Source organism: Paenibacillus sp. UMB4589-SE434 (assembly GCF_030226685.1).
In the GTDB taxonomy this organism is placed as follows: Bacteria; Bacillota; Bacilli; order Paenibacillales; family Paenibacillaceae; genus Paenibacillus_B.
Genome location: NZ_JASOYK010000002.1, coordinates 22100 through 46115, shown reverse-complemented (window position 1 = coordinate 46115; position 24016 = coordinate 22100). Strand labels below are relative to the sequence as shown.

Annotated in this window: 24 protein-coding genes and 1 tRNA gene; 2 read left to right on the top strand and 23 right to left on the bottom strand. The window is 44.9% G+C overall.

Going from position 1 to position 24016, the window contains the following annotated elements; genetic code table 11:
- Positions 1-63 precede the first annotated feature (63 nt).
- The 16 genes from QP775_RS10410 to rpsF all read right to left on the bottom strand — a co-directional run bounded on the left by QP775_RS10410 (position 64) and on the right by rpsF (position 18127).
- Positions 64-1377 (bottom strand): YycH family regulatory protein, encoded by a 1314-nt coding sequence (locus QP775_RS10410; RefSeq protein WP_285105840.1) that lies wholly within the window; start codon positions 1375-1377, stop codon positions 64-66.
- Positions 1374-3254, bottom strand: coding sequence for a cell wall metabolism sensor histidine kinase WalK (gene walK / locus QP775_RS10405; protein WP_239329158.1), 1881 nt, complete (start codon positions 3252-3254; stop codon positions 1374-1376). The genes QP775_RS10410 and walK overlap by 4 nt, the downstream gene beginning before the upstream one ends.
- Entirely contained in the window at positions 3254-3967 is a 714-nt protein-coding gene (yycF, locus tag QP775_RS10400; RefSeq protein WP_239329160.1) for a response regulator YycF, read from the bottom strand. Before yycF ends, walK begins: the two co-directional genes overlap by 1 nt.
- A gap of 333 nt (positions 3968-4300) precedes the next feature.
- Positions 4301-5830 (bottom strand): M23 family metallopeptidase, encoded by a 1530-nt coding sequence (locus QP775_RS10395; protein ID WP_239329161.1) that lies wholly within the window; start codon positions 5828-5830, stop codon positions 4301-4303.
- 256 nt (positions 5831-6086) lie between these two features.
- Positions 6087-6863 (bottom strand): spore coat protein, encoded by a 777-nt coding sequence (locus QP775_RS10390; RefSeq protein WP_285105836.1) that lies wholly within the window; start codon positions 6861-6863, stop codon positions 6087-6089.
- A 337-nt stretch (positions 6864-7200) separates the two neighbouring features.
- Positions 7201-8484: an adenylosuccinate synthase gene (locus QP775_RS10385; protein WP_239329163.1), complete on the bottom strand. Its 1284-nt coding sequence runs from the start codon at positions 8482-8484 to the stop codon at positions 7201-7203.
- A gap of 349 nt (positions 8485-8833) precedes the next feature.
- The gene (gene dnaB, locus QP775_RS10380; protein ID WP_239329164.1) at positions 8834-10189 is read right to left on the bottom strand and encodes a replicative DNA helicase; all 1356 of its coding nucleotides are present in this window, start codon (positions 10187-10189) and stop codon (positions 8834-8836) included.
- A gap of 1 nt (position 10190) precedes the next feature.
- Positions 10191-10634: a 50S ribosomal protein L9 gene (rplI, locus tag QP775_RS10375; protein WP_028543655.1), complete on the bottom strand. Its 444-nt coding sequence runs from the start codon at positions 10632-10634 to the stop codon at positions 10191-10193.
- Positions 10631-12592: a DHH family phosphoesterase gene (locus QP775_RS10370; protein WP_239329165.1), complete on the bottom strand. Its 1962-nt coding sequence runs from the start codon at positions 12590-12592 to the stop codon at positions 10631-10633. The genes rplI and QP775_RS10370 overlap by 4 nt, the downstream gene beginning before the upstream one ends.
- An 11-nt stretch (positions 12593-12603) precedes the next feature.
- Positions 12604-13539, bottom strand: a complete 936-nt coding sequence (locus QP775_RS10365; RefSeq protein ID WP_483312011.1) for a DUF2232 domain-containing protein — start codon at positions 13537-13539, stop codon at positions 12604-12606.
- Between the two features lie 332 nt (positions 13540-13871).
- Complete coding sequence (locus QP775_RS10360; RefSeq protein WP_239329167.1) at positions 13872-14294, bottom strand: CBS domain-containing protein; 423 nt, start codon at positions 14292-14294, stop codon at positions 13872-13874.
- 130 nt (positions 14295-14424) lie between these two features.
- Positions 14425-15495 (bottom strand): LCP family protein, encoded by a 1071-nt coding sequence (locus tag QP775_RS10355; protein ID WP_343224461.1) that lies wholly within the window; start codon positions 15493-15495, stop codon positions 14425-14427.
- Positions 15496-15577: 82 nt separating this feature from the next.
- Positions 15578-16291: a DUF421 domain-containing protein gene (locus QP775_RS10350; RefSeq protein ID WP_239329168.1), complete on the bottom strand. Its 714-nt coding sequence runs from the start codon at positions 16289-16291 to the stop codon at positions 15578-15580.
- A 659-nt stretch (positions 16292-16950) separates the two neighbouring features.
- Positions 16951-17226, bottom strand: a complete 276-nt coding sequence (gene rpsR / locus QP775_RS10345; RefSeq protein WP_028543650.1) for a 30S ribosomal protein S18 — start codon at positions 17224-17226, stop codon at positions 16951-16953.
- A 52-nt stretch (positions 17227-17278) separates the two neighbouring features.
- Positions 17279-17788 carry a single-stranded DNA-binding protein gene (gene ssb, locus QP775_RS10340; protein WP_239329169.1) on the bottom strand — a complete coding sequence of 170 codons (510 nt, stop codon included), beginning with the start codon at positions 17786-17788 and terminating at the stop codon, positions 17279-17281.
- 54 nt (positions 17789-17842) lie between these two features.
- A complete protein-coding gene (gene rpsF / locus QP775_RS10335) occupies positions 17843-18127 on the bottom strand; it encodes a 30S ribosomal protein S6 (protein ID WP_028543648.1) in 285 nt (94 codons plus the stop codon).
- Positions 18128-18411: 284 nt separating this feature from the next.
- Here rpsF and QP775_RS10330 point away from each other — a divergent pair, with 284 nt between their 5' ends.
- Positions 18412-18606 carry a YjzC family protein gene (locus tag QP775_RS10330; RefSeq protein ID WP_239329170.1) on the top strand — a complete coding sequence of 65 codons (195 nt, stop codon included), beginning with the start codon at positions 18412-18414 and terminating at the stop codon, positions 18604-18606.
- A gap of 298 nt (positions 18607-18904) precedes the next feature.
- Here QP775_RS10330 and QP775_RS10325 read toward each other — a convergent pair whose 3' ends face one another.
- From QP775_RS10325 to QP775_RS10305, 5 genes are all read right to left on the bottom strand, one after another.
- The gene (locus tag QP775_RS10325) at positions 18905-19252 is read right to left on the bottom strand and encodes a hypothetical protein (RefSeq protein ID WP_239329171.1); all 348 of its coding nucleotides are present in this window, start codon (positions 19250-19252) and stop codon (positions 18905-18907) included.
- A 328-nt stretch (positions 19253-19580) separates the two neighbouring features.
- A tRNA-Ser gene (locus QP775_RS10320) sits at positions 19581-19671 on the bottom strand.
- A gap of 154 nt (positions 19672-19825) precedes the next feature.
- The gene (locus QP775_RS10315) at positions 19826-20056 is read right to left on the bottom strand and encodes a DUF951 domain-containing protein (protein WP_239329172.1); all 231 of its coding nucleotides are present in this window, start codon (positions 20054-20056) and stop codon (positions 19826-19828) included.
- A complete protein-coding gene (locus tag QP775_RS10310; RefSeq protein ID WP_285105828.1) occupies positions 20046-20987 on the bottom strand; it encodes a mechanosensitive ion channel family protein in 942 nt (313 codons plus the stop codon). Before QP775_RS10310 ends, QP775_RS10315 begins: the two co-directional genes overlap by 11 nt.
- A complete protein-coding gene (locus tag QP775_RS10305) occupies positions 20987-21238 on the bottom strand; it encodes a putative Se/S carrier protein (RefSeq protein ID WP_239329228.1) in 252 nt (83 codons plus the stop codon). The genes QP775_RS10310 and QP775_RS10305 overlap by 1 nt, the downstream gene beginning before the upstream one ends.
- A gap of 175 nt (positions 21239-21413) precedes the next feature.
- Between QP775_RS10305 and yyaC the strand changes: the two genes are divergently transcribed.
- The gene (yyaC, locus tag QP775_RS10300) at positions 21414-22001 is read left to right on the top strand and encodes a spore protease YyaC (RefSeq protein ID WP_285105826.1); all 588 of its coding nucleotides are present in this window, start codon (positions 21414-21416) and stop codon (positions 21999-22001) included.
- A gap of 27 nt (positions 22002-22028) precedes the next feature.
- On the opposite strand, the gene QP775_RS10295 is transcribed toward yyaC, so the two are convergent.
- Together QP775_RS10295 and QP775_RS10290 are read right to left on the bottom strand one after the other, a co-directional pair.
- Positions 22029-22529 (bottom strand): DUF4446 family protein, encoded by a 501-nt coding sequence (locus tag QP775_RS10295; RefSeq protein WP_285105824.1) that lies wholly within the window; start codon positions 22527-22529, stop codon positions 22029-22031.
- On the bottom strand, positions 22526-23713 hold the full coding sequence (locus QP775_RS10290; protein WP_285105822.1) for an aminotransferase class V-fold PLP-dependent enzyme: 1188 nt from the start codon (positions 23711-23713) through the stop codon (positions 22526-22528). The genes QP775_RS10295 and QP775_RS10290 overlap by 4 nt, the downstream gene beginning before the upstream one ends.
- Positions 23714-24016: the final 303 nt, after the last annotated feature.

Genomic DNA, 24016 nt, shown 5'->3' with positions numbered 1-24016 from the left:
TTCTCTATTAATGGGGGAAAGCTATCGGAAGGCCTTTTATCACTCATGGCCCTCCGCATCGTCCTATGGTTCCAACAGCTCGGTTGTACCATCTGTATACTTTACTTGCCATACGGGATGTAATCGAATTTGCTCTTCACTCATAGACGGTTCATATACCGGGTTTATTTCAGCAATAAGCGCGTATTTAGATAATTTCTTCAGTTGCGCAATCAGTGCCTCGCCAGCGATCAACTTCTTGATCTGCTTCTCATCCGCATGAGCACCAAGTTGTATCAATGAACGCTCATAGTTCATGACCATCCCCTGCTGCAGCGTAACCTGCACATAACCAAATCGAGTGTCCTTTGTGCTAATAATCGGGTAAGATCCCCAATATTGCTGGAACACCAGCCGATTGTGCGTTCCGCTTAGAGTAGGGATGCCCGGACTTCCTTGAGCCATGTTCTCCATCACAGACAAACGAAAGCGACCACTCCAGCCACCGCGCTGATTAATGAAGTTAACGGAGGTCATCACATCACTCGTCATGTCCGTTCGTTCCTCTGTCGGCGCAGTAGCATCTGAATACGTAATCCAAAGCTGATTTCGCTGTACTTGCAGCCCCCGTTTACCATCTGTATATATCTTAGAGCCATCATTCTCTTGAATGATCTTTGTCAGGGTAGGGTCAAAAAATAAACTCCGCTGCATCTGCTCCGGTGAAAATACCGTGTACGGCAGCTTGACCTCTACCATCTCGATCGGCTCCTGCGGTACATAAAATGTTCCGTTTACCAGTCGATAAGGTGTCCCTGAGCTCCCGAATTCTACTAGCTGCTTTACATCTTGCACGGACAAGTCCGCTCTAGTCGACTCATAAATCCGATTATCTTCCGCCGTAAAGAAGAAGACTCGTACCTCGTTTAACTCTTCTGATGCGTAAAGCCATACTTTATATATACTTTCCGTCTGGAATGCCGCATCTTCTGAAATAGGCAGCACTTTCTGCAGCAGCTTTGCCGGTACAGGTGAGTTAAAGCGCAGTTCCAAGCCTTGCTTCTTCTCCTGTATTGCGGCCCAGTCTAGATCTATCCCTGATTTTAATTGGAACCCATCGTATGAGCGTCCTTGCAGACGTTTCATAATAAAGTTAAAGAAAATCGTTCCCGGGTCCATAATCGTATGCTTGTTGCCACCAAGGTGAAGCACCATATGTTCAGGATAAATCAGATTATCCACTTTCTCTTCCGGCCCCAAAGGGTCTGCTTTAATGTACGTGCTGCCCGCTCGTTTAACGACATCGAAGTTCGGCATGCTATAAGCCAAGAGGAAGCTTTGCACCAAACTTAGCAGTACAAGCACCGCCAGTACGATTGATTTACTCCGCTCCATCATACTTCAGCTTCACTCCCCTCAGTCTCCTCCGGCTGTGCCGATGACACTGGAGCAGACAATGGCAGTGTGAATGTAACACAGGTGCCCTCATTCCATTCCGACTCGATGCCGATTGTGCCGCCGTGTGAAATTACCATTTCCCGGGCAATGGATAAACCAAGGCCTGTCCCGCCCATATTACGCGAGCGCGCCTTATCCACGCGATAGAAACGTTCAAATATTCGCTCCACATCTTTCTCCGGTATGCCCATTCCATCATCCTGCACAACAATAGCGACATACTTACAATCATCTGTAATCGATGCAGACAATGTAATCGTGCCTTGTTCCGGTGTGTACTTAAAAGCATTCGATACCAGATTATCCAGTACCTGATCAATTTGATCTCGGTCCATTGTGACTTTCGGGATACCGAACTCTATCTGAACGACAGATTGAATATGCTTATTTTGAAATTGAAACGAGAAGCGGTCGACGACCTCCTCTAGTAATTCAGAGATCTCGATAGGCTGCATACGTATCTTCGCCTGCTTCGAATCTAGACGAGACAGATGAAGCAGATCCGTAACCAACCGGATCATCCGTTCCGTCTCGTTGTGAATGACACCTACAAAGCGGCCAGCTAATTGTGGCTCGTCCAACGCACCGTCATCCAGCGCTTCGACGTAACTTTTGATCGTCGTTAACGGTGTGCGCAGCTCGTGCGACACATTTGCTACGAATTCACGGCGAGATTGATCCAACTTCTCTTGCTCTGTCACGTCTTGAAGGACGACAATCGTACCCGTAATACCTTCTCCTCTACGGTGAATCGGCGTAAACGTGACCCGCAAAATGGAATCATGATCAGCTTCTCCCTCTTCCTCTGCATGAACAGGAAGCAGCATCCAATTGGTCTTGTCCTCAACCCGCTCCCTGAGCTCTAACTCCGATAAGCCAAGCAAGGCTGATAATTGCTTGCCTTCACATGCTGCAGGACGAATCCTGAGCATCAGGCTGGCCCGCTTATTCATCACGATAACCCGTCCGTGCTCATCCGTAGCCAATACGCCGTCACTCATGTTGGTTAGAATGGAGGCCAGCTTCTCCTTTTCTTCCTCGTTGACACTAAGCGCCTCCTGAAGCCTGCGCGTCATATCGTTAAACGCTTCGCTTAATTGGCCAATTTCATCATTTCCGAGTACAGGGACCTGTCCCTCAAAGTTACCTTCAGCAACTCGAGTAGCCTGCTTCGTAATGTCCTTGATCGGCTGTGTAATCGTATGCGCCAATATAATGCCAAGCACAGCAGTAAGACCAAGTGCAATCGCCATCCCTGACAAAAAAATACGATTAATATTATCGATAGTATCGTACAAGTCTTTCATCGAGGCCACAACGTAGAGTGCTCCGAGATTTTTGGCGCCATACTGAATCGGCTGTGCCAACACCTTTTTGCGCTCATTATCCTTGCCGATAATGACTTCCTCATTGTCCCGCAGTCCCTGTAGAGCTCGGTTAACAACCGTTTCCGTATTCTTACGGCCTACGTAATTATCGTCAGGCTGGCTGGAAGTGGTAAGTACTTTACCCGTAGCGTCAAGCACTTGAATTTCGATTCCGTTCATATTAGACACACTTCGAACGATCGCATTTAAGTCTTCTCGTGAACGTTCAAAATCTGTTCCCTCGACCATATCCAGCTTCGGCCCGACTTGCATCAGAACAAAGTTGGTAGTGGTCTGCAATTCCTGTGTAAAATTGTTCGTGAGTGTATGCTTCATCGTACTGACAAAATAGACCCCGATAAGCTGCATCGCAATCAAGATCAACAGTACATAAATAATGATTAACTTGGCTTGAATCGTACGTAAAAACCGGCTGATCCACACCGCCATCACAGCCCTCCGGACTTGGGATTACGCATCATGTAGCCAAGTCCACGCCGTGTAATAATATACTCCGGTTTGCTTGGATCGTCTTCGATCTTTTCGCGCAGACGCCGTATTGTCACATCCACTGTGCGAACGTCGCCAAAATACTCATAACCCCATACTGCCTGCAGCAAATGTTCGCGAGTCATGACTTTCCCACTGCTTCGCACCAAATAATGCAGCAGCTCAAACTCGCGGTGGGTCAGATCGAGCGGTTCGCCATTCTTGTAGACAATATACATATCCGTATCAATAAGCAGCTCGTGCAGGCGGATACCCTGCTTCTCCTCTGCTGCCGCTGTCGATTCTACCTTCTGTTGACGACGGAGATGTGCTTTTACGCGGGCAAGCAGTTCACGTGTACTAAACGGTTTGGTGACATAGTCATCTGCACCCATTTCGAGACCGAGTACCTTGTCCAACTCCGTATCCTTGGCCGTAAGCATAATAATCGGCATATGCAAATGCTGCCGCACTTCACGACATACATCCATGCCATCCTTCACTGGCAGCATCAAGTCTAATAACATCAAGTCGGGCTTCTCCTGGAGCGCCAACTCCACCGCCGCGCCTCCATCAAATGCACAAACGACTTCATAGCCTTCCTTCTCCAAGTTGAACTTCAAAATATCTGCAATCGGCTGTTCATCGTCCACGACCAATATTTTGCCGTACATGAACTCCACCTCTTTTCTTATAAATCCAAATCCCATTCGTCTATTTTATCATACTTGTCGCTATACCCTGATAGTAAACGTTGGAGAGTGCACTGTCCACTTTATGCAGCCCCGTTGCCCAAGAAATGTCTAGACTCTCGCAGCCAATTAAATAAGTACTATAATCTTATACGCTGGATCTCCTTGGGTTTCATATATTCCGTTTCATGATGTTCACTGCATGCTGACGTTCTGGAAGGCCCCAATAATCTATTTCGTATATAGTCACTTACCGCACTCGGATATACATGTACAAAAAGAAGCAAGGCAACGTTTGCCCTGCTTCTCATATGGTTATAAATATTTAAGTGGATTTTCAATGTCATCGCCTTTATGGATCTCAAAGTGCAGGTGAGTTCCAGTGGAATTCCCGGTACTGCCCATCACCCCGATTGCTTGGCCTTTCTCAACAATGTCGCCCACATTAATGTTAATCTCGCTGAGATGGCCATACAACGTCTCATAGCCATTCCGATGGTTAATAATAATTGTGTTGCCGTATCCATTCTTCACGCCCGCAAAAGACACTACGCCTTCATCAGAAGCCATAATCGTCCGATCTGAAGAGACAAGATCGATCCCCTTATGCATACGTCCCCAGCGCGTGCCATAACCGCTCGTTAATTGTGCGCCGCTCACAGGATAAGCAAATGTACCTGAACCTTCGCCACGAACTACCTTCGTTCCACGAATAATAATTTCGGGAATCGTTGGTTCAATAACTTCCTGATTGATCCACTCTTCCTTCGTCAAGCGTCCATTATCCTTGATCAAGCGATAAGACATGCGCTTTAATCCTTGCTTGCCTTGACGAACTACTTTGGATTGACCCGCTTTCATCTCCGGGTCTTCTTTGATTATTTTCTGAGGCTCGGTAACCAAATACTCACTGTAAGCTTCAACCGTCTTAACTGTTATTAACGGCTTCGGCTCTGTTAAATCGAGTACTTGTCCGATCTGAATAAATTCTTCGCCTACACTCGGGTTATTGCGGTAGATCGTCTCGATAGATACCTCTTTATCACGGGCAATCGAGGATACCGTATCCCCCTTCTTTACCTCGTACTTAACCGGTCGGGTACTGCCCGTCGTTAGCATCGACATCGCTTCTACCGGCGTGAGCACCTTGTTCGGATCAATCTTCTTATCCACGGTTGCTACACGTTCACGAAGGGTAACCGATTCGACGCGAGATACCGCCTTCATCGCATGTGTCGAGCGTGTTGCCGACAAAGTACGAACTTGTCCTGCTCTCTTGCCGTGATCGGGATCGTACTTAGCCTTCGCCTGCGCCAGGATCTGATCAGCCGTCGTCTGGTCCTTCACATAACCAACGGCCTCTCCGTTAACCTTCAGCTCAATAGCAGCAGCATAGGCCGGAATCTGGCCTTTCAGTTTGGATAGCGTCTCTTCAGTCGCTGGCTCGGCTTTGTACTTAGCATCTGCAACCGTATGAATAGCAGAAGTATCAATCTCCATAATCGCATTCGGATGCTTCTCTTGTACTTCCTCAAGACGAACTGCGTACATACGCTTCAAGTCATCTTGTGTTGATACAGTACCGACTAATTCATTGCCTCTATATACGTTCAAGAATGTTATTGTATTTGCATCGACATAAGCTGTGCCGCCCCATATCGCGGCAGTCATAACAGCTACTCCAGTAACCGATAGAACGATCTGCTTACGGGATTGGCTCACCCATTGCTTCATAGTGGCGGCGTTCGCCTTGTTGCGCCATGCAGACGTCAACTTCCCCCATCGGCTAGGAGATTGAGGTCTATTCAAGCCTTCATCATGAAGGTCTTTATCGAATTGTTCCATGATACTCTCCTTATAATGATCTTGCCTAATTGTCCCTTTATCTGTTGCTGCATCTATACTTTCTGTACATAAGTTGCCCCTAGTACAACATCTCATGCGACAAAAGTTAACGTTTTGTCACCTTTTTTACTGTAACACAAGTCGAAGAAGAGATGCAACTGACGCATTCAGCCAAAAAAACAAGAAAAAAGGCCCCTCTATGAGAGGCAGCCATTTTACATTATCGTTTGATTTTATTGTATTTTGTATTTCTCCATCAAGGTTGTGTCTTAGGGTCAGTGCCTGTAAGCAGCTGCCGCATCTCTTTATATTGCTCATCATCTAAGTGTTTAGCTAGTATTTGTTCGACCTCTGTCATTTCAGATGAAGTTAATCCACCCTCCATTAGAGTCGAAATCCGCTGCCATCCCTCCTGCGGCAGCTTCTTCATTAAGGTGGTGAATACTTTATTTTTGGCTTCCGCTGACAATTGATCTTTATTCTGTGTCAAAGCCTCTGGCGACATCACAACCTCTTCTTGATTACCCAACTGGGATGATTGTCCGTTCGCCTCTTCTGTAGATACTGAGCCCCATACCGGAAGTGCACCATCTTTCTCTTGTGGAGTTGTTGATTTCTGACCATCTTCTCCACTAGTCCGATTACTTTGCCCCAACTTATCACCTTGAGATGATGCACCTAAGTCCGAATGGCCCTGTTGTGTATTCGTGTTTGCGTCATTGGTTCTACTTTCATTAGCGTCATCTGCCTTAGAGATATCCTTAGCCTGCTCATTAGTGGAAGAGGAAGTCGTATTATTTGGTCCAGTGCTGGAACTTGCCGCCTCTTTATGATGCTCACCACCCCACAAGGAAGCCCACATCGTCATCACCGTCATAGATTGACGCTGTATAGGGATATTGTATTGTGAAATAGCAGACTGAATATACCGATCAACAACGAGTGCTGTTGTGCCTATCGTCAACAAGCTTGAGATAATGCCTACAATAACAATGATTGCAGTCATCTGGAAAATGCGAAGAAACCATCGCATAGTAATGTTGCCTCCTTTTGCATCTATGGAATTTTCTAAGTGACATGACGTTCGATTTATTTGCGTTCGACTAGTTTTTTACTTCTCAGTATTTCCGGTTGAGTTAAGATTCATGCAGGGATTAACTAAATCATTGAGGATCAATACATCAAGCGTGGAATCGTATTTTAAAGTTGTAAAACACAACAGAAACTTTCAAGTGCAAGCAGTGTGTTAGGGGGCGGATTTGTCCACTGCTGCCAGAACAACAAAAAGCGTCCTAACCTGAGCATACAGGCTAGAACGCTTTTGTTCGGGACTTTAAGGAGTCCCTATGCTAGAATGCCGCTCCAATCGATTAACGATAGATGGAACGCACTTGATTGGTTTGTTCACGGTTACGGCCTACAGAGAAGATCGACACCGGAATTCCAGTCAGTTCAGATACACGTGTCAAATAGTTGCGTGTTGTCTCAGGAAGCTCATCAAGTGACTTACACTGTGTGATATCTTCTGACCAGCCTGGCATTTCCTCATAGATAGCTTCGCATTCAGCGAGCATCTTCAGGTTAGCCGGGTAATAATCAATAACCTCATCGCGGAACTTGTATGCCGTACAAATCTTAACTGAATCCAGTCCAGTTAATACGTCAAGCGAGTTCAAGGACAAACCCGTAATACCACTTACACGACGAGCATGGCGTACGACCACACTGTCGAACCAGCCAACGCGACGTGCGCGGCCTGTCGTTGTGCCATACTCATGACCCGCTTCACGAATGAATTCACCAATCTCATTGTTCAGCTCAGTTGGGAACGGACCATCGCCAACACGAGTCGTATAGGACTTCGCAACACCAATAACTTCTTCGATCTTGGATGGGCCTACACCCGAACCAATACATACGCCGCCCGCTGTCGGGTTCGACGATGTAACATAAGGATAAGTACCTTGATCGATATCAAGCATTACGCCTTGCGCGCCTTCGAAGAGTACTTTCTTGTTGTCATCGATTGCATCGTTAAGTACAACGGAAGTATCTACTACATAATGACGAATGTACTCAGCGTAAGCCAAGTATTCCTTCAACATCGCTTCGATATCAAGCGGTTGACCTCCGTACATCTTAATGAGCTCATTCTTTTCATTAGCAATATGACGGAGTTTCTTTGTGAACTCTTCTTCATCAAGAAGATCAGCAATACGAATACCGATACGAGCAGCTTTATCCATATAAGCAGGACCGATACCTTTACGTGTTGTGCCGATCTTATTCGGACCTTTACGTTCTTCCTCAAGTTCATCCTGAACCATGTGGTAAGGAAGAATAACGTGAGCACGATCACTTATACGCAGGTTATCCGTCTTGAATCCATTTTCATGAATATACTCAATCTCTTCGATTAAAGCTTTCGGATTGATCACCATGCCGTTACCGATGACACACAACTTGTTATCGTAAAAAATACCGGATGGAATCAAATGCAGCTTGTATTTCTTGTTGTCGATTAGAATTGTGTGTCCCGCGTTGTTACCACCTTGGTAACGCGCTACGACGTCAGCGCTCTCAGCGAGAAAGTCTGTAATCTTACCTTTCCCCTCGTCGCCCCATTGGGTTCCTACAACAACTACTGTAGACATAACTTATACCCCCATCGGGTGTTCAACACACCAATATTGGCCGCCCTCCGGGTGAAAGGCAGCACTCCAAGTTTATCAGCCTTAACTGGCAAAGTCAATCAAATGGCGAACAATAAATAAGCCCCCATATGGAATGTTCGGGATCATGTTCAACGTTTAGCCACTTTCCTGTAAATAGAAGCTTTGTATAAGCTTTTTGTAAACGTAACCTTGTGTCTCATTCATTCCTTTGCACAGAATCTGACATAGAACTATGCTGCTGAGAAAAATAGAGCAGCAGCGTGTATCCCTCTTTATGTCCACTTATGGACTGTCATGTGGGTCACGCTGCTTGTGCTCGTTAAGGCTATTATCCCGCATGCGGGTCTGCATGATTCCGTTCGTAACTTACGAATTTATTGAAATTTTTGAGAAAGACAAGTTCAACCGTACCTACGGGTCCGTTACGCTGTTTAGCAATAATGATCTCGATAATGTTCTTCTTCTCCGACTCTTTGTCATAATAATCGTCGCGGTACAGGAAGGCAACAATATCCGCATCTTGCTCAATCGATCCAGATTCCCGAAGGTCAGACATCATCGGTCTTTTATCTTGACGTTGTTCTACCCCACGGCTTAACTGTGACAACGCAATTACCGGAACCTCCAGCTCACGCGCAATCTGCTTCAATGTACGGGATATCTCCGATACTTCCTGCTGACGGTTCTCGCCGGCTTTGCCGCGTCCATGAATAAGCTGCAAGTAATCGATCAGGATCATACCTAGACCGCGCTCCTTCTTCAAGCGGCGGCACTTGGCTCGAATATCAGCTACTGTAACACCTGGCGTATCGTCGATGTAGATCTGCGCTTCAGATAATGAAGCAATCGACATCGTCAGCTTCTCCCAATCGTCATCCTCAAGATGGCCGGTACGCAGACGAGTAGCATCTACATTTGATTCTGCACATATCATCCGCTGAACGAGCTGTGCTGCTGACATCTCCAAACTGAAGATGGCAACTGTTTCTTTGGCTCGAACGCCTACGTTCTGGGCTATGTTGAGGGCAAAAGCCGTCTTGCCGACAGAGGGGCGCGCCGCAACGATGATCAAGTCACTACGTTGAAAGCCTGCCGTCATCTTATCTAAGTCCGTGAAGCCTGACGGTATGCCTGTCGTCCCACCCTTATTCTCGTGCAAGTTCTCGACTTTCTCAAAAACTTCCATCAGGACGTCTTTAATCGCAATAAAGCCGCTGGAAGAACGGCGATTGGATATTTCAAGGATACGACGCTCAGCATCACTCAGCAGCGCGCCTACATCATCGTCTCCAGCATAACCCTCGCTGACAATCTGCGTAGCCGTGTTGATCAAACGCCTAATCATTGATTTCTCTTCAATAATTTGCGCGTAATAGTCCACGTTAGCCGCAGTGGGGACTGCATTGGCAAGCTTGGCCAAATACGATACGCCGCCAACGTCATCCAGCTGCTTCTTAACCTGCAGCTTGGCCGTCAACGTGATCATGTCAATTGGCTGGCCTTCCTCACCCAACTCGATCATCGCTTCATATATAAACTGATGAGCGGGCAGGTAGAAATCTACCGCTTGCACCCGCTCCATCGCTGTTATTAACGCTTCAGATTGCAGCAGAATCGCGCCAAGTACAGCTGCCTCGGCCTCAGAACTCTGCGGGGGAACACGATCGACAAACATGTCGTTCATCTTATTCCTCCGTTACATGGACCTTAACCGTCGCACGAACCTCTGGATGAAGCTTAATACTTACATTTGTATAACCAAGTGAACGAATTGGCTCTTGCAGCTCAATCTTACGTTTATCAAGCTTCAAATTTACTTTGGCTAGTGCCTCTGCAATTTGTTTGGTCGTTACCGCTCCGAACAAACGTCCACCCTCGCCGGCTTTGGTCTTTACTTCAATAGTGGTTTCGCCTAATGTTGCAGCTAACGCTTCAGCATCTGCTTTCTCTTGTTCTTTACGCTTCAACTCAGCTTTGTCCTGCTGTTCGAGCGTTTTCAGATTGCCGTCGGTCGCTGGACGCGCCAGGTTGCGTGGAAATAAAAAGTTAGAAGCGTACCCTTCGGAAACTTCTTTTATTTGTCCTTTTTTACCTTGTCCTTTGACATCTTGCAGCAAGATGACTTTCATTCGAACAACCCCTCTTCTGCATCAATTTCTGCGAGCACTTGCTTTAGCTTAGTCTCGGCTTCTTTCAGCGTACTGGTCAACTGTGCAGCCGCATTTGTGAGATGCCCACCGCCGCCCAATCGCTCCATGACCAGCTGAACGTTCATCTGGCCGAGCGAACGAGCACTAATACCAATAAAACCATCTGGCCGTTCACTAATTACAAACGAAGCAAGTACGCCCGTCATATTTAACAGCGTATCAGCAACCTGAGCGATGAGCAACTGTGAAAATTTGCGCTCCGGCTCCGTTACCGCAATCGCTATGTGCTCATAAACCATTTCCGTATGGCGGATTACTTCTGCTTTCTGGACATATTCACTTAAGTCTTCTTTAAGCATCTTCTGAATCAGCGACGTATCCGCCCCATGACGACGCAAGAAGCTGGCCGCATCAAACGTTCTCGAGCCTGTACGCAGCGTAAAATGCTTCGTATCTACTGTCATACCTGCAAGTAAACAAGTAGCCTCAAGCACACTCAGACTTAACTTATTGTGAATGTATTGCAGAAGCTCCGTCACCAATTCGCAGGCAGATGACGCATACGGTTCCAAATAAATTAATACCGCATCAGAAATAAATTCCTCGCCCCTACGATGATGGTCAATTAATACGATCCGATTGGTCGTTTGTAACAGACGAGGCTCCTCAACCATTGAGGCCTTATGGGTATCTACTACGACCACAAGGCTGTCTTCACTTGCCATTTCCAACGCCTCGTTATGAGAAATAAATCGTGACCATAACAATTCATCCTTCTTCAGCATCGCCACTAAGCGGTCAATTGAAGGATTGCTCTCTTCAAGTACAATGTACGCCTCTACACCCAACATACGACACGCGTTCAGTACGCCAATGGCTGCTCCAATCGCATCCGTATCGGGTATGCGATGCCCCATAATAATGACGCAATCGCTTTGCTGGATAAAGTCACGCAGTGCATGGGCAATTACACGAGCTCGCACACGTGTGCGCTTCTCAACTGCATTGGACTTGCCACCGTAGAACGACAATCGTTGCCCGACACGTACCGCTACTTGATCGCCGCCGCGTCCAAGTGCGATGTCTAAGCTGGATTGTGCGAGCTGCCCCAGTTCCATAATCGACTCAGCACCAGCAGCAAAACCCATGCTTAGGGTTACAGGCAGTTTATTATCGACCTTCATTTCCCTGACTTCATCTAAGATGATAAATCGAGTCTGCTCAAGCAGCTTTAACGTTTGTACATCCATCACCATAAACTGCCGCTCTGAGGATAAGCGTTTCATTAACACACCGTTCTCAGCCGCCCATTCAGTCAAGTGGCCCGTAACACGGGACAACAATGCTGAACGTTGCTGATCGTCAAGTCCCTGGGTGGATTCCTCCAGATTATCAAGAACAACGATTCCAACGGCCATCCGTTCTTCATCATAACGCTTTCGCAGCGCAGCAATCTCTGAAATATCGGTAAAGTAAATTAAACGTTCTTCCGATATAATTTGGGCCTGAATCATACGTTCGTCGAGTTCCAGCTCCAGTAAGCCGTCCTTTTCCTTGCCTGTAAGCAACTGAGGGAAGAGGTCATTGACCTTCTCCCCAATTAAGCTGTCTTGGTTCGTCATCCCGCTCACATAACGATTGGTCCATTCGACGATATTCTGTTCATTGTACAACAAGATCCCATAAGGCAGTTCTATAATCGCATCATCTGTCGCATGCTTGATACGATGCCCAAGCGTAGCCAGATACGCTTCCACCTCGGCACGGAAATTACGCTCGGCCATCAGGCTGATAACAAACAGCGCAATGAGTCCGACCAGAGCCAAGATTCCTAATATTAAGTTGTAAAAAGCTACAACAACTGTAAGCACAAGCATAAATACGAGCGCCCAGCTTGTATTTCTTGCATACCATCGCTGGAACCACAATTTTGGCATATCTGCTCACCCTATTGTTTTGGTTTAAATACCATTTTTCGCAGTGGAAATGCCAGATCGAAAAGCCCCACATAACGTACAAGCACATGCAGAAATGGCACAAAAAGCATCACAATTGTCAATATTACCGGAATTGTCTTGTTCCATCCTTTAGCGTCACTTAAGAAGAACAGGAATGAAATGCCTTGCACAATAAACGCAAGCTGCAGCAGTGGCAATAAATTCAATAAAATGAGATTGATAAAGCTGCCTGAGTTCTTCGTTATAACCAATTCAAGGATTAGTGTGACCAAGTAATATAACAGAAATGACTTCGGCAGCATCCAATGCTTTATCGATTTCATCTTGTTCACTTCGACGCCTTGAGCTGTCAACAATCTCCGACTGATAGCATATGTAATCGTACCCATATACAACGAACTCATAATTAACATAAGCGGTATCATTGAGCTGATTGTTCTTACAAACGTATCCGTCATATCCGTGGTCCACTCAGACGAAATAGCGGTTGTGTCTTTGAGTGTCTGTAAGCTTTCATTAATCTGTGAGGTTAGGAAGTCGGCCATGTTAAACTTCATTACAAGCGTTGCAACTGCAAGTAATATTAAAGATTCCACGAGGAATGTTAATGTGCCTGCGCTAAATACGTTCCAACCAGGCCTTTTTCGTTTGAACATGTAGCCCATAACGATTCCCGGAATAATAAAGTAGAACGATGTCAGCACCACAATCGATCCGAGCTGGCCAAATAACAAGAATGCGATAACCAGCAGCGGTGCCACATGCATAACAAAAGCTCTCACAGAGAGCGTCGTAAACAAAATAACAAATGGAACCGCGATGAAGCTCATCGTCAATATTTGTACTTGGTTGCCGATCGAAAGCAGCAGCACAAGCGCAGCGGCCGCCCATGCTAATGATGCCCAACGTTTATTCAATATGTTCACCTCTTGCGTAAATGTTCATCCAGCGCTGAAAAATCTTAATACCCGTCCTCAAGCTGGTGTTCTTCTTGTTTGGATTGATGTAGTCTGTCTAGGATGCTGTCGTCAAGCTCACGGGACTTAAGATATAGCTGCTTACAGTGAGGCTCACTGAGGTGCCTACAGCGCTTAGTGTGCTGCCTTCCTATAAGGGATCAATCATCCAGGCTACGTATTCGTTACCTCCGCATTAACCTCTCCGCGATCTTGGCATGCTTAGCAATAGCCAATTCCCTCTGCATCGCTAGATATTCCACATCCTTTCCGAACATGCATTATTCTTCATTATAACATAATTAGTGCGCGTCTATAGCCTTCATCACGTACTGCTCGCAATATTCAATGATCTGGCTCCGTCTCACAATTCCGATAAAACGGTTCCGATCATCGACTACCGGAACAAAGTTCTGCACCTTGGCTAGATTGATCAAATCTTCCATGTTGGAATCTATCCTTACGGATTGAATTCTCATATTTAATTGTACATCCTTCAACGTAAACTTAGCCGCATTTTCAAACGAGATCTCGCCGTTAGAGTTCTTCATATGCCAGAGCAGATCGCCTTCTGTGACGGTACCTACGTATTCCCCTTGATCATTAATGATTGGCACTGCCGTATAACGATGATACTCCATACGCTCAAGTGTTTGCCGCAGTGTGGCCTGATCGCTTACGCAAACAACTTCAACTTTTGGCAGCAAGAAAAAAGCAATGTTCATTCCTTCGTTCTCCTCCTCAATTCATAAGCCGAACCTACTTATACTTTTCCCTACCCTTAAATTAACACATTTTGAGGTTTAAAAACAAAAGTCAGCCGCAAGAGCTGCGGCTGACCTGTAAACTTCATCCTTATTCTTCTTTCATCTTGCGAGGTATCATCAATTGAGCCGACTCTGTCTTAGGGTCCATCCAATTCGTAATTAAACTCTTGATGTATGTGAGATCTTCTTCATTCGGAAGATAGTACCACACACCATCAATCCGTTTACCTTCGCCATGCAGCATATAACTATTAATGGTCGGCGCCCCATCCATTTGGAACATCTGTTTCGCCAAGTCAATCATATAACGAGGCCTCATATCTGTCGTAAAATTCTTGCCCATAATGTCCATCAGGCTTGGAATTTTAGTAATCTGGTCCATCTCAATAGCCCGATCCATGATTGCCTTCAAGAAGATACGATGGCGCTCCGTTCGATTCATGTCCGAATCCTCACGGTAGCGTACAAAGTAAAGTGCTTCTTGACCACTGTAAATTGGCTTATTTGCCTCTATACGGAACTTCTCATGCTCTGCTGCCTTATTGACGATATCCTCTTTAATCGGCAGCTTCACACCGCCCACGGCATCAACTACGTCTTTAAGCCCCTCGAAGTTAATCGTTGCATAATGATTAATCTCATGATCCAACAAATTACCGACTGTATCCATACTCATTTTTGGACCGCCAATCTCCTTATTAGCGCTACCGAAAGCAAAGGCATGGTTGATCTTGTCTGACGATCCGTGTCCTATAATCTCGGTGTACGTATCACGCGGTATTGAGACGAGCAATACTTTGTTGTCCTTCGGGCGCACAACTGAGAAAATGATCGTATCTGATCGTCCAATTTCATGATCCCGCTGATCGACTCCAAGAAGAAGAGCAGAGAACGGCTCTGTAATTTCTCGATTGACTTCAGGCTTGCCTTTAATTGGCTTATAAGAATCTGACAGCTTATCTTCCACTGATCCGGATAAAAATACATCAAATGCAAAAATGGCTAGTTGCTTCCGGAAAATAAAACCGCTAAGTCCAAGAATAAGTACAACACCTAATATGATCCACCATTTCCTAGCTGTGTTTTTACCTTTTTTCTTTTTTCTCTTTTCCATTTTTTCCACTTGTTCCACTTCTTCCCCTGAGATTATTGAATCCATCCCGTTAATATCCCAATTGACTTAAGCTCAATCCTATTGTTCATCCGCACACCGCGTGATCTGCTTCGACCACATGTTATTTTTATTTGATTCGGTGTGCACGCTTGAGCTTTTTCGGTTGATTAAATAAATCAATAAATAATTGAAAATTAGAATTGACCTCAACAATAAATACATCGTGTTCGTGCAGTCCCCGTTTGTATAACTCCATCCGCAGCCACGATGCATCCTTGCCGATACGATACAGCTCCTGCTCCAAAATTGATCCGTCCATCAGCACGATGACTGGCTCGTGCTCGGCTATCAACTCCTTATGGAAATGCCTTAACGTAATCGGCTGATGTTCCCTTTTTAACAACACGTTAATTTCACCGCTTGGTTCCATAATGGCAAATTCAACGTCAGCCAAGTGAAAAGCGTTACGATTGCGCAGCTGCGTCATCATTTCATCAATCGTCAGACGTTCTTTACGCATGTTTTGTTCCAGAATACGACCATTCTGGATCAGTACTGTCCCGCTGCTGTGCACGACGTCACGGAATCGCTTGCTCTTCAGCTGCAGCCATTCAATCCCCAGCAAAGTAAATACCCATACCAATAAAGATAAGACCCCTAGAACCCATTGGCCATCCGTATTTAATGAAATATATACGACTAGACCACCAATCGTTAAACCCGTCATATACTCAAATAAGGACAGCTGCGATACCTGCCGCTTACCAAGCAGCTTTGTCATTATAAATAACACAGCCATCGCCAACCAAGTTCGTCCTGCAACCGCGAGCCAATCCTCCATGGCACACCCTCCTCCATTAACGTTTAGGATGAGCATGGCCTCCGCTTTTTATCTGTCTAGGCGGTATTGTAAAGAATGACTATTTAGGTGCGTATACAACGATTCATTTTGCATAGATATGTGTACATATGACATTTCATACATGCAAGTACTAGCAAAACAATATGTCTATTTTACTAGGTCGACAGCAAAAAATAAAATACCAAATTGTCTCCACGTTAATTTTTTCAGAAAATGGAATGAAAATCTTAAAGAAAATTCCAGTTACGACCTTATATTGAGACAATTTTTACAATATTGTGGCGTAATTAGCCAATATATATTTAAAATTTAACTAATGTTACAGTAGTTAACTGTAATTATTTTCTACTAGTTTTTGAGGGATATTAAAATGTCGTCGTGTGACAAAGTTTGGATGTAATCCATATTTGAGGAATTTATAACTAGCTCATTATCTGCCGCCTTGGTTGATCTTCAACAACTGGTTAACGATAACCTTAACAAGGCCATAGTCCTGCTCCATAGCTCCATAGCTCCATATTCCAGGTATCGTGGAATGCTATCAGGTAATCAGGTAATTGATGTAATCAATAACACAAAGAGGCTGTCCTCTGTCATACGAAATGACGAGAGAACAGCCTTCTGTGCAGGAGTAAGAACTACTCCGTAGTGTATGGCAACAACGCTACTTGACGGGAACGCTTGATTGCGATTGTCAACGCACGTTGGTACTTTGCACTTGTACCTGTTACACGACGTGGCAAGATTTTGCCGCGCTCGCTGATGAATTTCTTCAACAGGTCGATATCTTTATAATCGATGTGTTTGATCTTGTTAGCAGTAAAGAAGCACACTTTACGGCGCTTGTTACGGCCACGACGTCCGCCGAATTTACGTTCGCCGCGTTCGCCGCCATCATTTTGCTTAAAGCTCATTCTGTCCAACTCCTTCTCTTAAAATTCCGCTCCAGTTGCTGCTAGCAGCATCTTAGAATGGCAAATCATCATCCGATATGTCGATCGGTTTGCCGTCGTCGGAGAATGGATCCGCTGATGGACCGCGATTATAGCTGGAATTGTTACCGCTGCGTGGCTGGGAGAATTGCTGTTGCTGTTGGTTAGGCGCTGGTGCGCTGTAACCTCCACCCATATCATCGCTGCGAGAACCGCCGCTATCGCGATTGGATTCCAAGAAACGTACATTATCAGCAATAACTTCCGTCACGTATACACGTTTACCTTCGTTATTCTCATAATTACGTACTTGAATGCGTCCTTCTACCGCGGTTAGCCGACCTTTACGCAAATAATTTGCACATGTCTCTGCTAACTGCCGCCAAGTGACGACAGGAATAAAGTCCGCTTCACGTTCGCCGCCCTGACTAGAAAACGGTCGATCTACTGCAATGGTAAATTGCGTTACCGCAACACCCGCAGGCGTGTAGCGTAATTCAGGGTCTCTTGTCAGACGACCAATCAAAATGACGCGATTTAACATCGTATCCCTCCTTCAACAGCTTGTTTACGAATCAGACAAGATTCATGGTTGGCATTAAGCCACATCGTTTACGACGAGATGACGGATAACATCGTCAGAAATCTTCAACTGACGATCCAATTCCGCAACAACTGCAGGTTCTGCTGTGAAGTTAACCAACACATAGACACCATCACGGAATTTCTTGATCTCGTACGCAAGACGGCGTTTACCCATTACATCGTGCTTCGTAATTTCACCGCCGTTAGAGATGACGCCCTGGAATTTTTCGACAGCAGCTTGAACAGCTTCTTGCTCGATGTCCGGACGAATGATGTACATCAATTCGTACTTGCGCATATATTTCACCTCCTTATGGACTTTGGCCCCTGGATTTGCGCCAGGAACAAGGAGTACGAGTCAGTAAAACTCGCACTAAATTAATATATCAAATACAGGCGATTAACGCAACTGGAAGCTTGTTTCCATGACGACAAAACGCATTGAAAGTGCTCGTCGGTAACTTGGAAAAGCATTTTCTTTAAACCAATGTTAAATTACATCCGATTCCCACTCATTGAATATCTCGTTCAGTCGCATAATACGGAGTGCCTCAACAATTACGATGAATGGAGGAAAGTACAATGGGTGAACGTACCGAATACAATCCAGGCGATAGAGCCCCCAATGATGGCATCTACATGGAGGTTGGCGAAGTAAGCTTCCATACGGAGATTCAGAATCCTAAGCAAATCAAGTTAGCCAAAGGTGAAAAATTTCCGGATACCACTAACAAAGATCGCAAGTGGAAGAAGAAGTCCCATGCAATGGTTCATTAATTTTTTGTAAATAACGATGTATAATAATTTGAATGGTGGTCATAATAATTACTGACGGTGCAAAGCGAGGTGTGGTTCCATTGAACAATGGAGCAGTTGAACCAGAGCAGGCTTGTCTTATACAACAATGAAGAGAAGCGAGGGGTTGTGCTAAAGACTATTAAGTCCCAAACACAAAGCAAGTGTGGCTAAATACCATGCATGTTCCAAGCGATCAGACGTGAAGTATTCGAATAGTCCCAATAAAGCACCGTCACCAGAAAGAGACCTTATGCAAATAAGGTCTCTTCATTTATGATTATTTTAACTTAGGTCTTGATAAAAGTCGGATTAACTGTGCTCCAACCCCTAGAAATATCAGACTCCCCGCAACAGCCAAATTCCACTCACCATCTACTGCACAAATAATGGTGAACTGATAACTGATCAAGGTGGCAACTGCAGTTACGGCGATCTGAATAGCTCTCTTATGAGTTGCCTGATTATCTAACAGCTCTTTAAACACTGGCATCGATAATAACAGTGACAACAGCAGACACGAAGCAGCCGGATAAACTAGAACATGAGCTATCCATCCATCACCAAGGGTATTAGATACAAAAGCGAGCAGCAGCCCTGCAAATAGAAAATAAATGTTTCCCTTCATTGTAATCCTCCTGACATGCATAACATATAGGTCAGCCCATATTATGAATATGCACGGGAAGAGGCAGCGGTTACGAGTACCACACATGTCAGTTTTAATGACCTTATGTGACTTTACATCTTAGATGTGAAAATGTAGATTTATAAATTGTCCACGCTATATTGAATTCTCATTAACGGTACGATGTGGCAGATACATCGCACGCTCCTTGTCCCTTTCATGCCCTAAAACGCAAAAATACCCCTCACGTAGTAACGTAAGAAGGTATCGTCAATTCATTATGTATCCATGATTCGATCGTGGATGTCATCCAGATCAAAAAATATGGTGGCGGAAAGGGTGGGATTCGAACCCACGCACGCCTCGCGACGCCTAGTTGATTTCGAGTCAACCCCCTTGGGCCTCTTGGGTACCTTTCCACAGCATAAGTGATTGTACCATATTAACAAGCAGGATGCAATAGCATAGTCACTTTTTTTGGAAAATAACCGACATTTCCTTTATCCGTCTCCTATCGTTCAAACGGATAAATCATAATTACCACATCCTGCTGCTTGTTTAATGGCTTATCACTTAATAAATACTATTTTCATCGTCTTTAATAGAATCGCGCGGCGCGGCTTGGAGCACTTTTTTCATGCTTTTTTCGAACTTGGCACGAGGAATCATCACACTATGCTTGCATCCTACACATTTAATTCGAATATCCATTCCCATACGGATAATTTCCATTTCATTTGTACCGCATGGATGAGGCTTCTTCATTTGCACAATATCACCAAGCCCAAACACCTTACGCTCCATAATTGATTCCTCCCTGTTCTTGTCTATGTAATGTCACTACACGTGGATATGGAATTTCAATTCCGTGCTCATCAAGTGCTTTCTTAAGTTCCTTATTGATATGACGGGCAACAGAAGCTTGGGTTGATGGTCGGCATTCCGTAATTATTCGAATAATAATCTCTGAAGCACCCAGCTGCTGTACACCAAGAACCTGCGGCACGTTTACAACATTATCATCGCGTTCAGGCATATCTGCCAACGTATTTTTCATAACTTCCGTGGCTTTCTCTATATTTTCTTCGTACGCAATTGAGATATCGACAACGGCTATCGAGTTATTTAATGAGAAATTAGTCACATCTGTGATATTACCGTTTGGAATAATAAATACTTCGCCTGTCCAGCTATGAATACGAGTCGACCGCAGTCCAATCATCTCAACTGTACCTTGGAACTGACCTACCTTAATCACATCGCCAACAGCAAACTGGTCCTCAAAGATGATAAAAAATCCTGTCATCACATCTTTGACTAGGCTCTGTGCGCCAAAGCCGATCGCAAGACCGATGACTCCAGCCCCTGCTAATAGAGGTGCCAAATTAATGTGGAACACAGATAAAATAAACATAATCATAATAAAATTCATGGCTAACGATGTAACATTTTTGAGCAGCTTGCCCACGGTAACCAAGCGTCGCGGGTTTACTGTCACTCGGCTCTGCTCCTTAGCCGACATGGCATGATTAATCATACGGTGCACGACCTTGATCGCAATTCGTGTAAGCACCACAATTAGTAATATCTTTACTGTATTAATAAATAACAATTCCCATGTTGCACTATCAGTTAACCATTTGAACGTTGTATCCTTCCATTTTTCAAATACATTTAAGGTTTGTTCAATACTCTCCTCAGTCTCGCCTTGTGCTGCTAGTAGATATGACCTCATTATTCTATTCCCCCATCTTCAGGCCATACGCAGATATATCCTTCTCCCACTGGTTCGAATATGCCACGTATGACCACACTTTCTGTCGTTATCAACTTTGTGACATCCTCTAGTATTGCAGCCGGAAATCGTATAGATAATGCGCATCCTGCTGTGATCTCCTTTGGTGTTGGGTAAGTATCTACGTCCATGTCCATATATTCCATAAGCATCTCAGCACGTAATGCCTGCTGTGTCGAATCAAATGCCATCACAAGCCACTGGTTAGCTGACACTTTAGCTTCTTCCTCTCACTGCTGCAAGATTTGTAGAGTTAATCATTTTCCATCAATGAAATTGCTTCATTTCATGTCTGATACAAGTATAAAACAAGCCTCTCATCCATATACTAAATACTACCATTCATAGAAACGGAGGCTATTACCCATGAATTTTCCCTTATTTCGTCCACTATCTACTCCAGATCCTGTTGCCGCTAAAATTGCACATGACAAGCCGAATGCACAACAATCCATCGTGCAAGCATGCACTGATCATCTCCGCCTTCGTTCGCATCATCAACCTGTAACTGTCATCTGTATCGGCACCGATCGTTCTACGGGCGATTGTCTGGGTCCATTAGTGGGAAGTCGGTTAACGAGATATAGCAGCAATCAATACGCAACACTAGGTACACTTTCCAATCCTGTCCATGCAATGAATCTTCAAGATACGCTTGATCAGCTGCATCTCCAGCATCCGGACAGCTTTATCATCGCCATTGATGCATGCCTGGGTCAAAGCAGCAGCGTTGGACATATTCAAGTCCAATCGGGACCTGTTCGACCTGGTGCTGGTGTAAATAAACAATTACCTCCGGTTGGCGACATGCACATTACAGGCATTGTCAACATCGGAGGCTTCATGGAATACTTTGTACTGCAAAATACAAGGCTTCATCTTGTTATGAGTATGGCGGATATGATTGCTGACTCTCTGCACGACTCCCTGCTTCGTGCTAATCCATCAACTTAGCATTGGTGCTTGAAGCCCAATGCCTAGTTACTTACCCAGTTGACGGTTAGCTGCAACTTCAACTGCCTGTTTCTCTTCTGGCGATAACGCATAAGCAGACTGGCCTTTTTCAAGCGGCTTGGCATAGACGTACGTATGCTCGCGCCCATGAATGCCTGTAAATACAAGACCATCTCGCTCATCGTCAATAAGCGCAATCGAGAAGCTGAGATCATTCCCATGTTCTCCAAATGCATTATAGCGATGCACCGCTATATGTCCTGTATGCTTGCGAAGTTTATCCTTCAACGCTTGAAGTTTTTCGGAATGTTCTTCCGTACGAACTTGCATGCTCTCCATATCGAGATGGATTTGAGTTAATACGGACTCTAAATCGTTAACACCATTGCCGTTCATTACACCCTCATAACTACGACGAAGCTTCTTCAGCTTAGATCCTTGCACCATAACCATAATAAATAAAATGATACATAGCACTGCCGTTACCAATACCATAACTGGCAATCCCTGATTTAACGTTTCATTCATTGATGTTCGCTCTCCTGCCTTATCGAGTGTTCTGTTATATTCTGTATTGCATCTAACACCGTATCAATGTCATCATCGGTCGTATTCCATCCTACACTGACACGTACGGCGCCAGTTGCGGTTGTCCCTGCTGCTTGATGCGCTAGCGGTGTGCAGTGATATCCCGCCCTAACAGCAATTCCATACTCTCGATCCAATCGAAAGGCAAATTCAGCGCTATCCATAGTCGAAGAAATAAAGGATACAATCCCCGTACGAGGCTCACCTAGCTGTGGCCCTAAAATATGCAATGTATCTATGGATTGAAGGCCCTCCATCAATCGCTGCGCCAGTGTCCACTCTTTATTATAAAGTTTCTCAACTGTTTCATGCAGCACTGTGTTAACCCCCGCTTCTAACCCTGCAATTCCCATCGTATTTGGCGTCCCCGCTTCATATCGATCAGGTCTAGTTGCGGGTTGCAGCGGCTCGTCAGAATGGCTGCCCGTACCCCCTTGAATAATAGGTTGTACATCCAGTTCTGGATCGATATACAATCCCCCTGTCCCCGTAGGTCCAAGCAACCCTTTATGTCCCGGAAATGCCAGCATATCAATCCCCATCTTACGAACATCAATAGGCAGCAGTCCAGCCGATTGTGCTCCATCAACAAGTAATTTCGCACCTTTCTTATGCGCAATCATTGCGATCTCCTCTATGGGAAGAATGGACCCCAGCAGATTAGAACTATGATTGCAGACGACCAATCTCGTATTGTCAGTCACTGCATCTTGTAATTGGTTCAAATTCAAGCTGCCATACGGATCTGTATCGATATAGGTGACACGAACATCTCGATGTATCTTCAACCATTCAAGAGGCCGTCGTACCGAATTATGCTCAACGGCAGTAGCTACCACATGATCTCCCGGTCTAACATAACCGTGTATAGCCATGTTTAAGGCCATTGTTGCATTTAGTGTAAATGCTATGTCAGTTGGATTCGCAATACCAAACAGCTTCGCTAACGCCATTCGTGCTCGCATGAGACGTTTCCCAGCTTGGACAGCCATCCAATGGCCTCCCCTGCCTGGATTAGCCCCTTCCTCCAGCATCGCTTTAACGATTGCTTCCTGAACAGCAGCAGGCTTGGGCCAAGAAGTAGCCGCGTGGTCCATATATATAACGGAACGATGCTGTCCCATTGCGGTGCTTCCCCCTTATTACTTTGTGTTTATTATTAACGTTTACGAATGAAGGACGTTTCATGACTTTACATTAAAAGTTGCACATTTGCAGGTTAGAACGGAAATATGGACTTCATGATTTGACTATATAGTAACTCACAGGGTATACAAACGTGGTTAAAACAATGTAACAAAATACTTTTTTATCTGTAAATCGATCTCCTGTATTTACATATTGCACCACAGGACTCATAATATTTTTTTCTATAATATACCATAATCAATAAAAGAAAAAGATTAGCATTCTTAGTTTAATCCTTC

What these genes read in the sequence shown, in the direction of transcription:
- QP775_RS10410 (WP_285105840.1), bottom strand. Translation starts at nt 1,377, where the DNA reads ATGATGGAGCGGAGTAAATCAATCGTACTGGCGGTGCTTGTACTGCTA.
- QP775_RS10325 (WP_239329171.1), bottom strand. Translation starts at nt 19,252, where the DNA reads ATGAAGGGAAACATTTATTTTCTATTTGCAGGGCTGCTGCTCGCTTTT.
- yycF (WP_239329160.1), bottom strand. Translation starts at nt 3,967, where the DNA reads ATGTACGGCAAAATATTGGTCGTGGACGATGAACAGCCGATTGCAGAT.
- dnaB (WP_239329164.1), bottom strand. Translation starts at nt 10,189, where the DNA reads ATGAACGACATGTTTGTCGATCGTGTTCCCCCGCAGAGTTCTGAGGCC.
- yyaC (WP_285105826.1), top strand. Translation starts at nt 21,414, where the DNA reads ATGAATTTTCCCTTATTTCGTCCACTATCTACTCCAGATCCTGTTGCC.
- QP775_RS10290 (WP_285105822.1), bottom strand. Translation starts at nt 23,713, where the DNA reads ATGGGACAGCATCGTTCCGTTATATATATGGACCACGCGGCTACTTCT.
- QP775_RS10315 (WP_239329172.1), bottom strand. Translation starts at nt 20,056, where the DNA reads ATGGAGCGTAAGGTGTTTGGGCTTGGTGATATTGTGCAAATGAAGAAG.
- QP775_RS10395 (WP_239329161.1), bottom strand. Translation starts at nt 5,830, where the DNA reads ATGGAACAATTCGATAAAGACCTTCATGATGAAGGCTTGAATAGACCT.
- rpsF (WP_028543648.1), bottom strand. Translation starts at nt 18,127, where the DNA reads ATGCGCAAGTACGAATTGATGTACATCATTCGTCCGGACATCGAGCAA.
- rplI (WP_028543655.1), bottom strand. Translation starts at nt 10,634, where the DNA reads ATGAAAGTCATCTTGCTGCAAGATGTCAAAGGACAAGGTAAAAAAGGA.
- QP775_RS10360 (WP_239329167.1), bottom strand. Translation starts at nt 14,294, where the DNA reads ATGAACATTGCTTTTTTCTTGCTGCCAAAAGTTGAAGTTGTTTGCGTA.
- walK (WP_239329158.1), bottom strand. Translation starts at nt 3,254, where the DNA reads ATGGCGGTGTGGATCAGCCGGTTTTTACGTACGATTCAAGCCAAGTTA.
- QP775_RS10370 (WP_239329165.1), bottom strand. Translation starts at nt 12,592, where the DNA reads ATGCCAAAATTGTGGTTCCAGCGATGGTATGCAAGAAATACAAGCTGG.
- QP775_RS10330 (WP_239329170.1), top strand. Translation starts at nt 18,412, where the DNA reads ATGGGTGAACGTACCGAATACAATCCAGGCGATAGAGCCCCCAATGAT.
- QP775_RS10350 (WP_239329168.1), bottom strand. Translation starts at nt 16,291, where the DNA reads ATGGAGGATTGGCTCGCGGTTGCAGGACGAACTTGGTTGGCGATGGCT.
- QP775_RS10385 (WP_239329163.1), bottom strand. Translation starts at nt 8,484, where the DNA reads ATGTCTACAGTAGTTGTTGTAGGAACCCAATGGGGCGACGAGGGGAAA.
- QP775_RS10310 (WP_285105828.1), bottom strand. Translation starts at nt 20,987, where the DNA reads ATGAGGTCATATCTACTAGCAGCACAAGGCGAGACTGAGGAGAGTATT.
- QP775_RS10295 (WP_285105824.1), bottom strand. Translation starts at nt 22,529, where the DNA reads ATGAATGAAACGTTAAATCAGGGATTGCCAGTTATGGTATTGGTAACG.
- rpsR (WP_028543650.1), bottom strand. Translation starts at nt 17,226, where the DNA reads ATGAGCTTTAAGCAAAATGATGGCGGCGAACGCGGCGAACGTAAATTC.
- ssb (WP_239329169.1), bottom strand. Translation starts at nt 17,788, where the DNA reads ATGTTAAATCGCGTCATTTTGATTGGTCGTCTGACAAGAGACCCTGAA.
- QP775_RS10305 (WP_239329228.1), bottom strand. Translation starts at nt 21,238, where the DNA reads ATGGCATTTGATTCGACACAGCAGGCATTACGTGCTGAGATGCTTATG.
- QP775_RS10390 (WP_285105836.1), bottom strand. Translation starts at nt 6,863, where the DNA reads ATGCGATGGTTTCTTCGCATTTTCCAGATGACTGCAATCATTGTTATT.
- QP775_RS10355 (WP_343224461.1), bottom strand. Translation starts at nt 15,495, where the DNA reads ATGGATTCAATAATCTCAGGGGAAGAAGTGGAACAAGTGGAAAAAATG.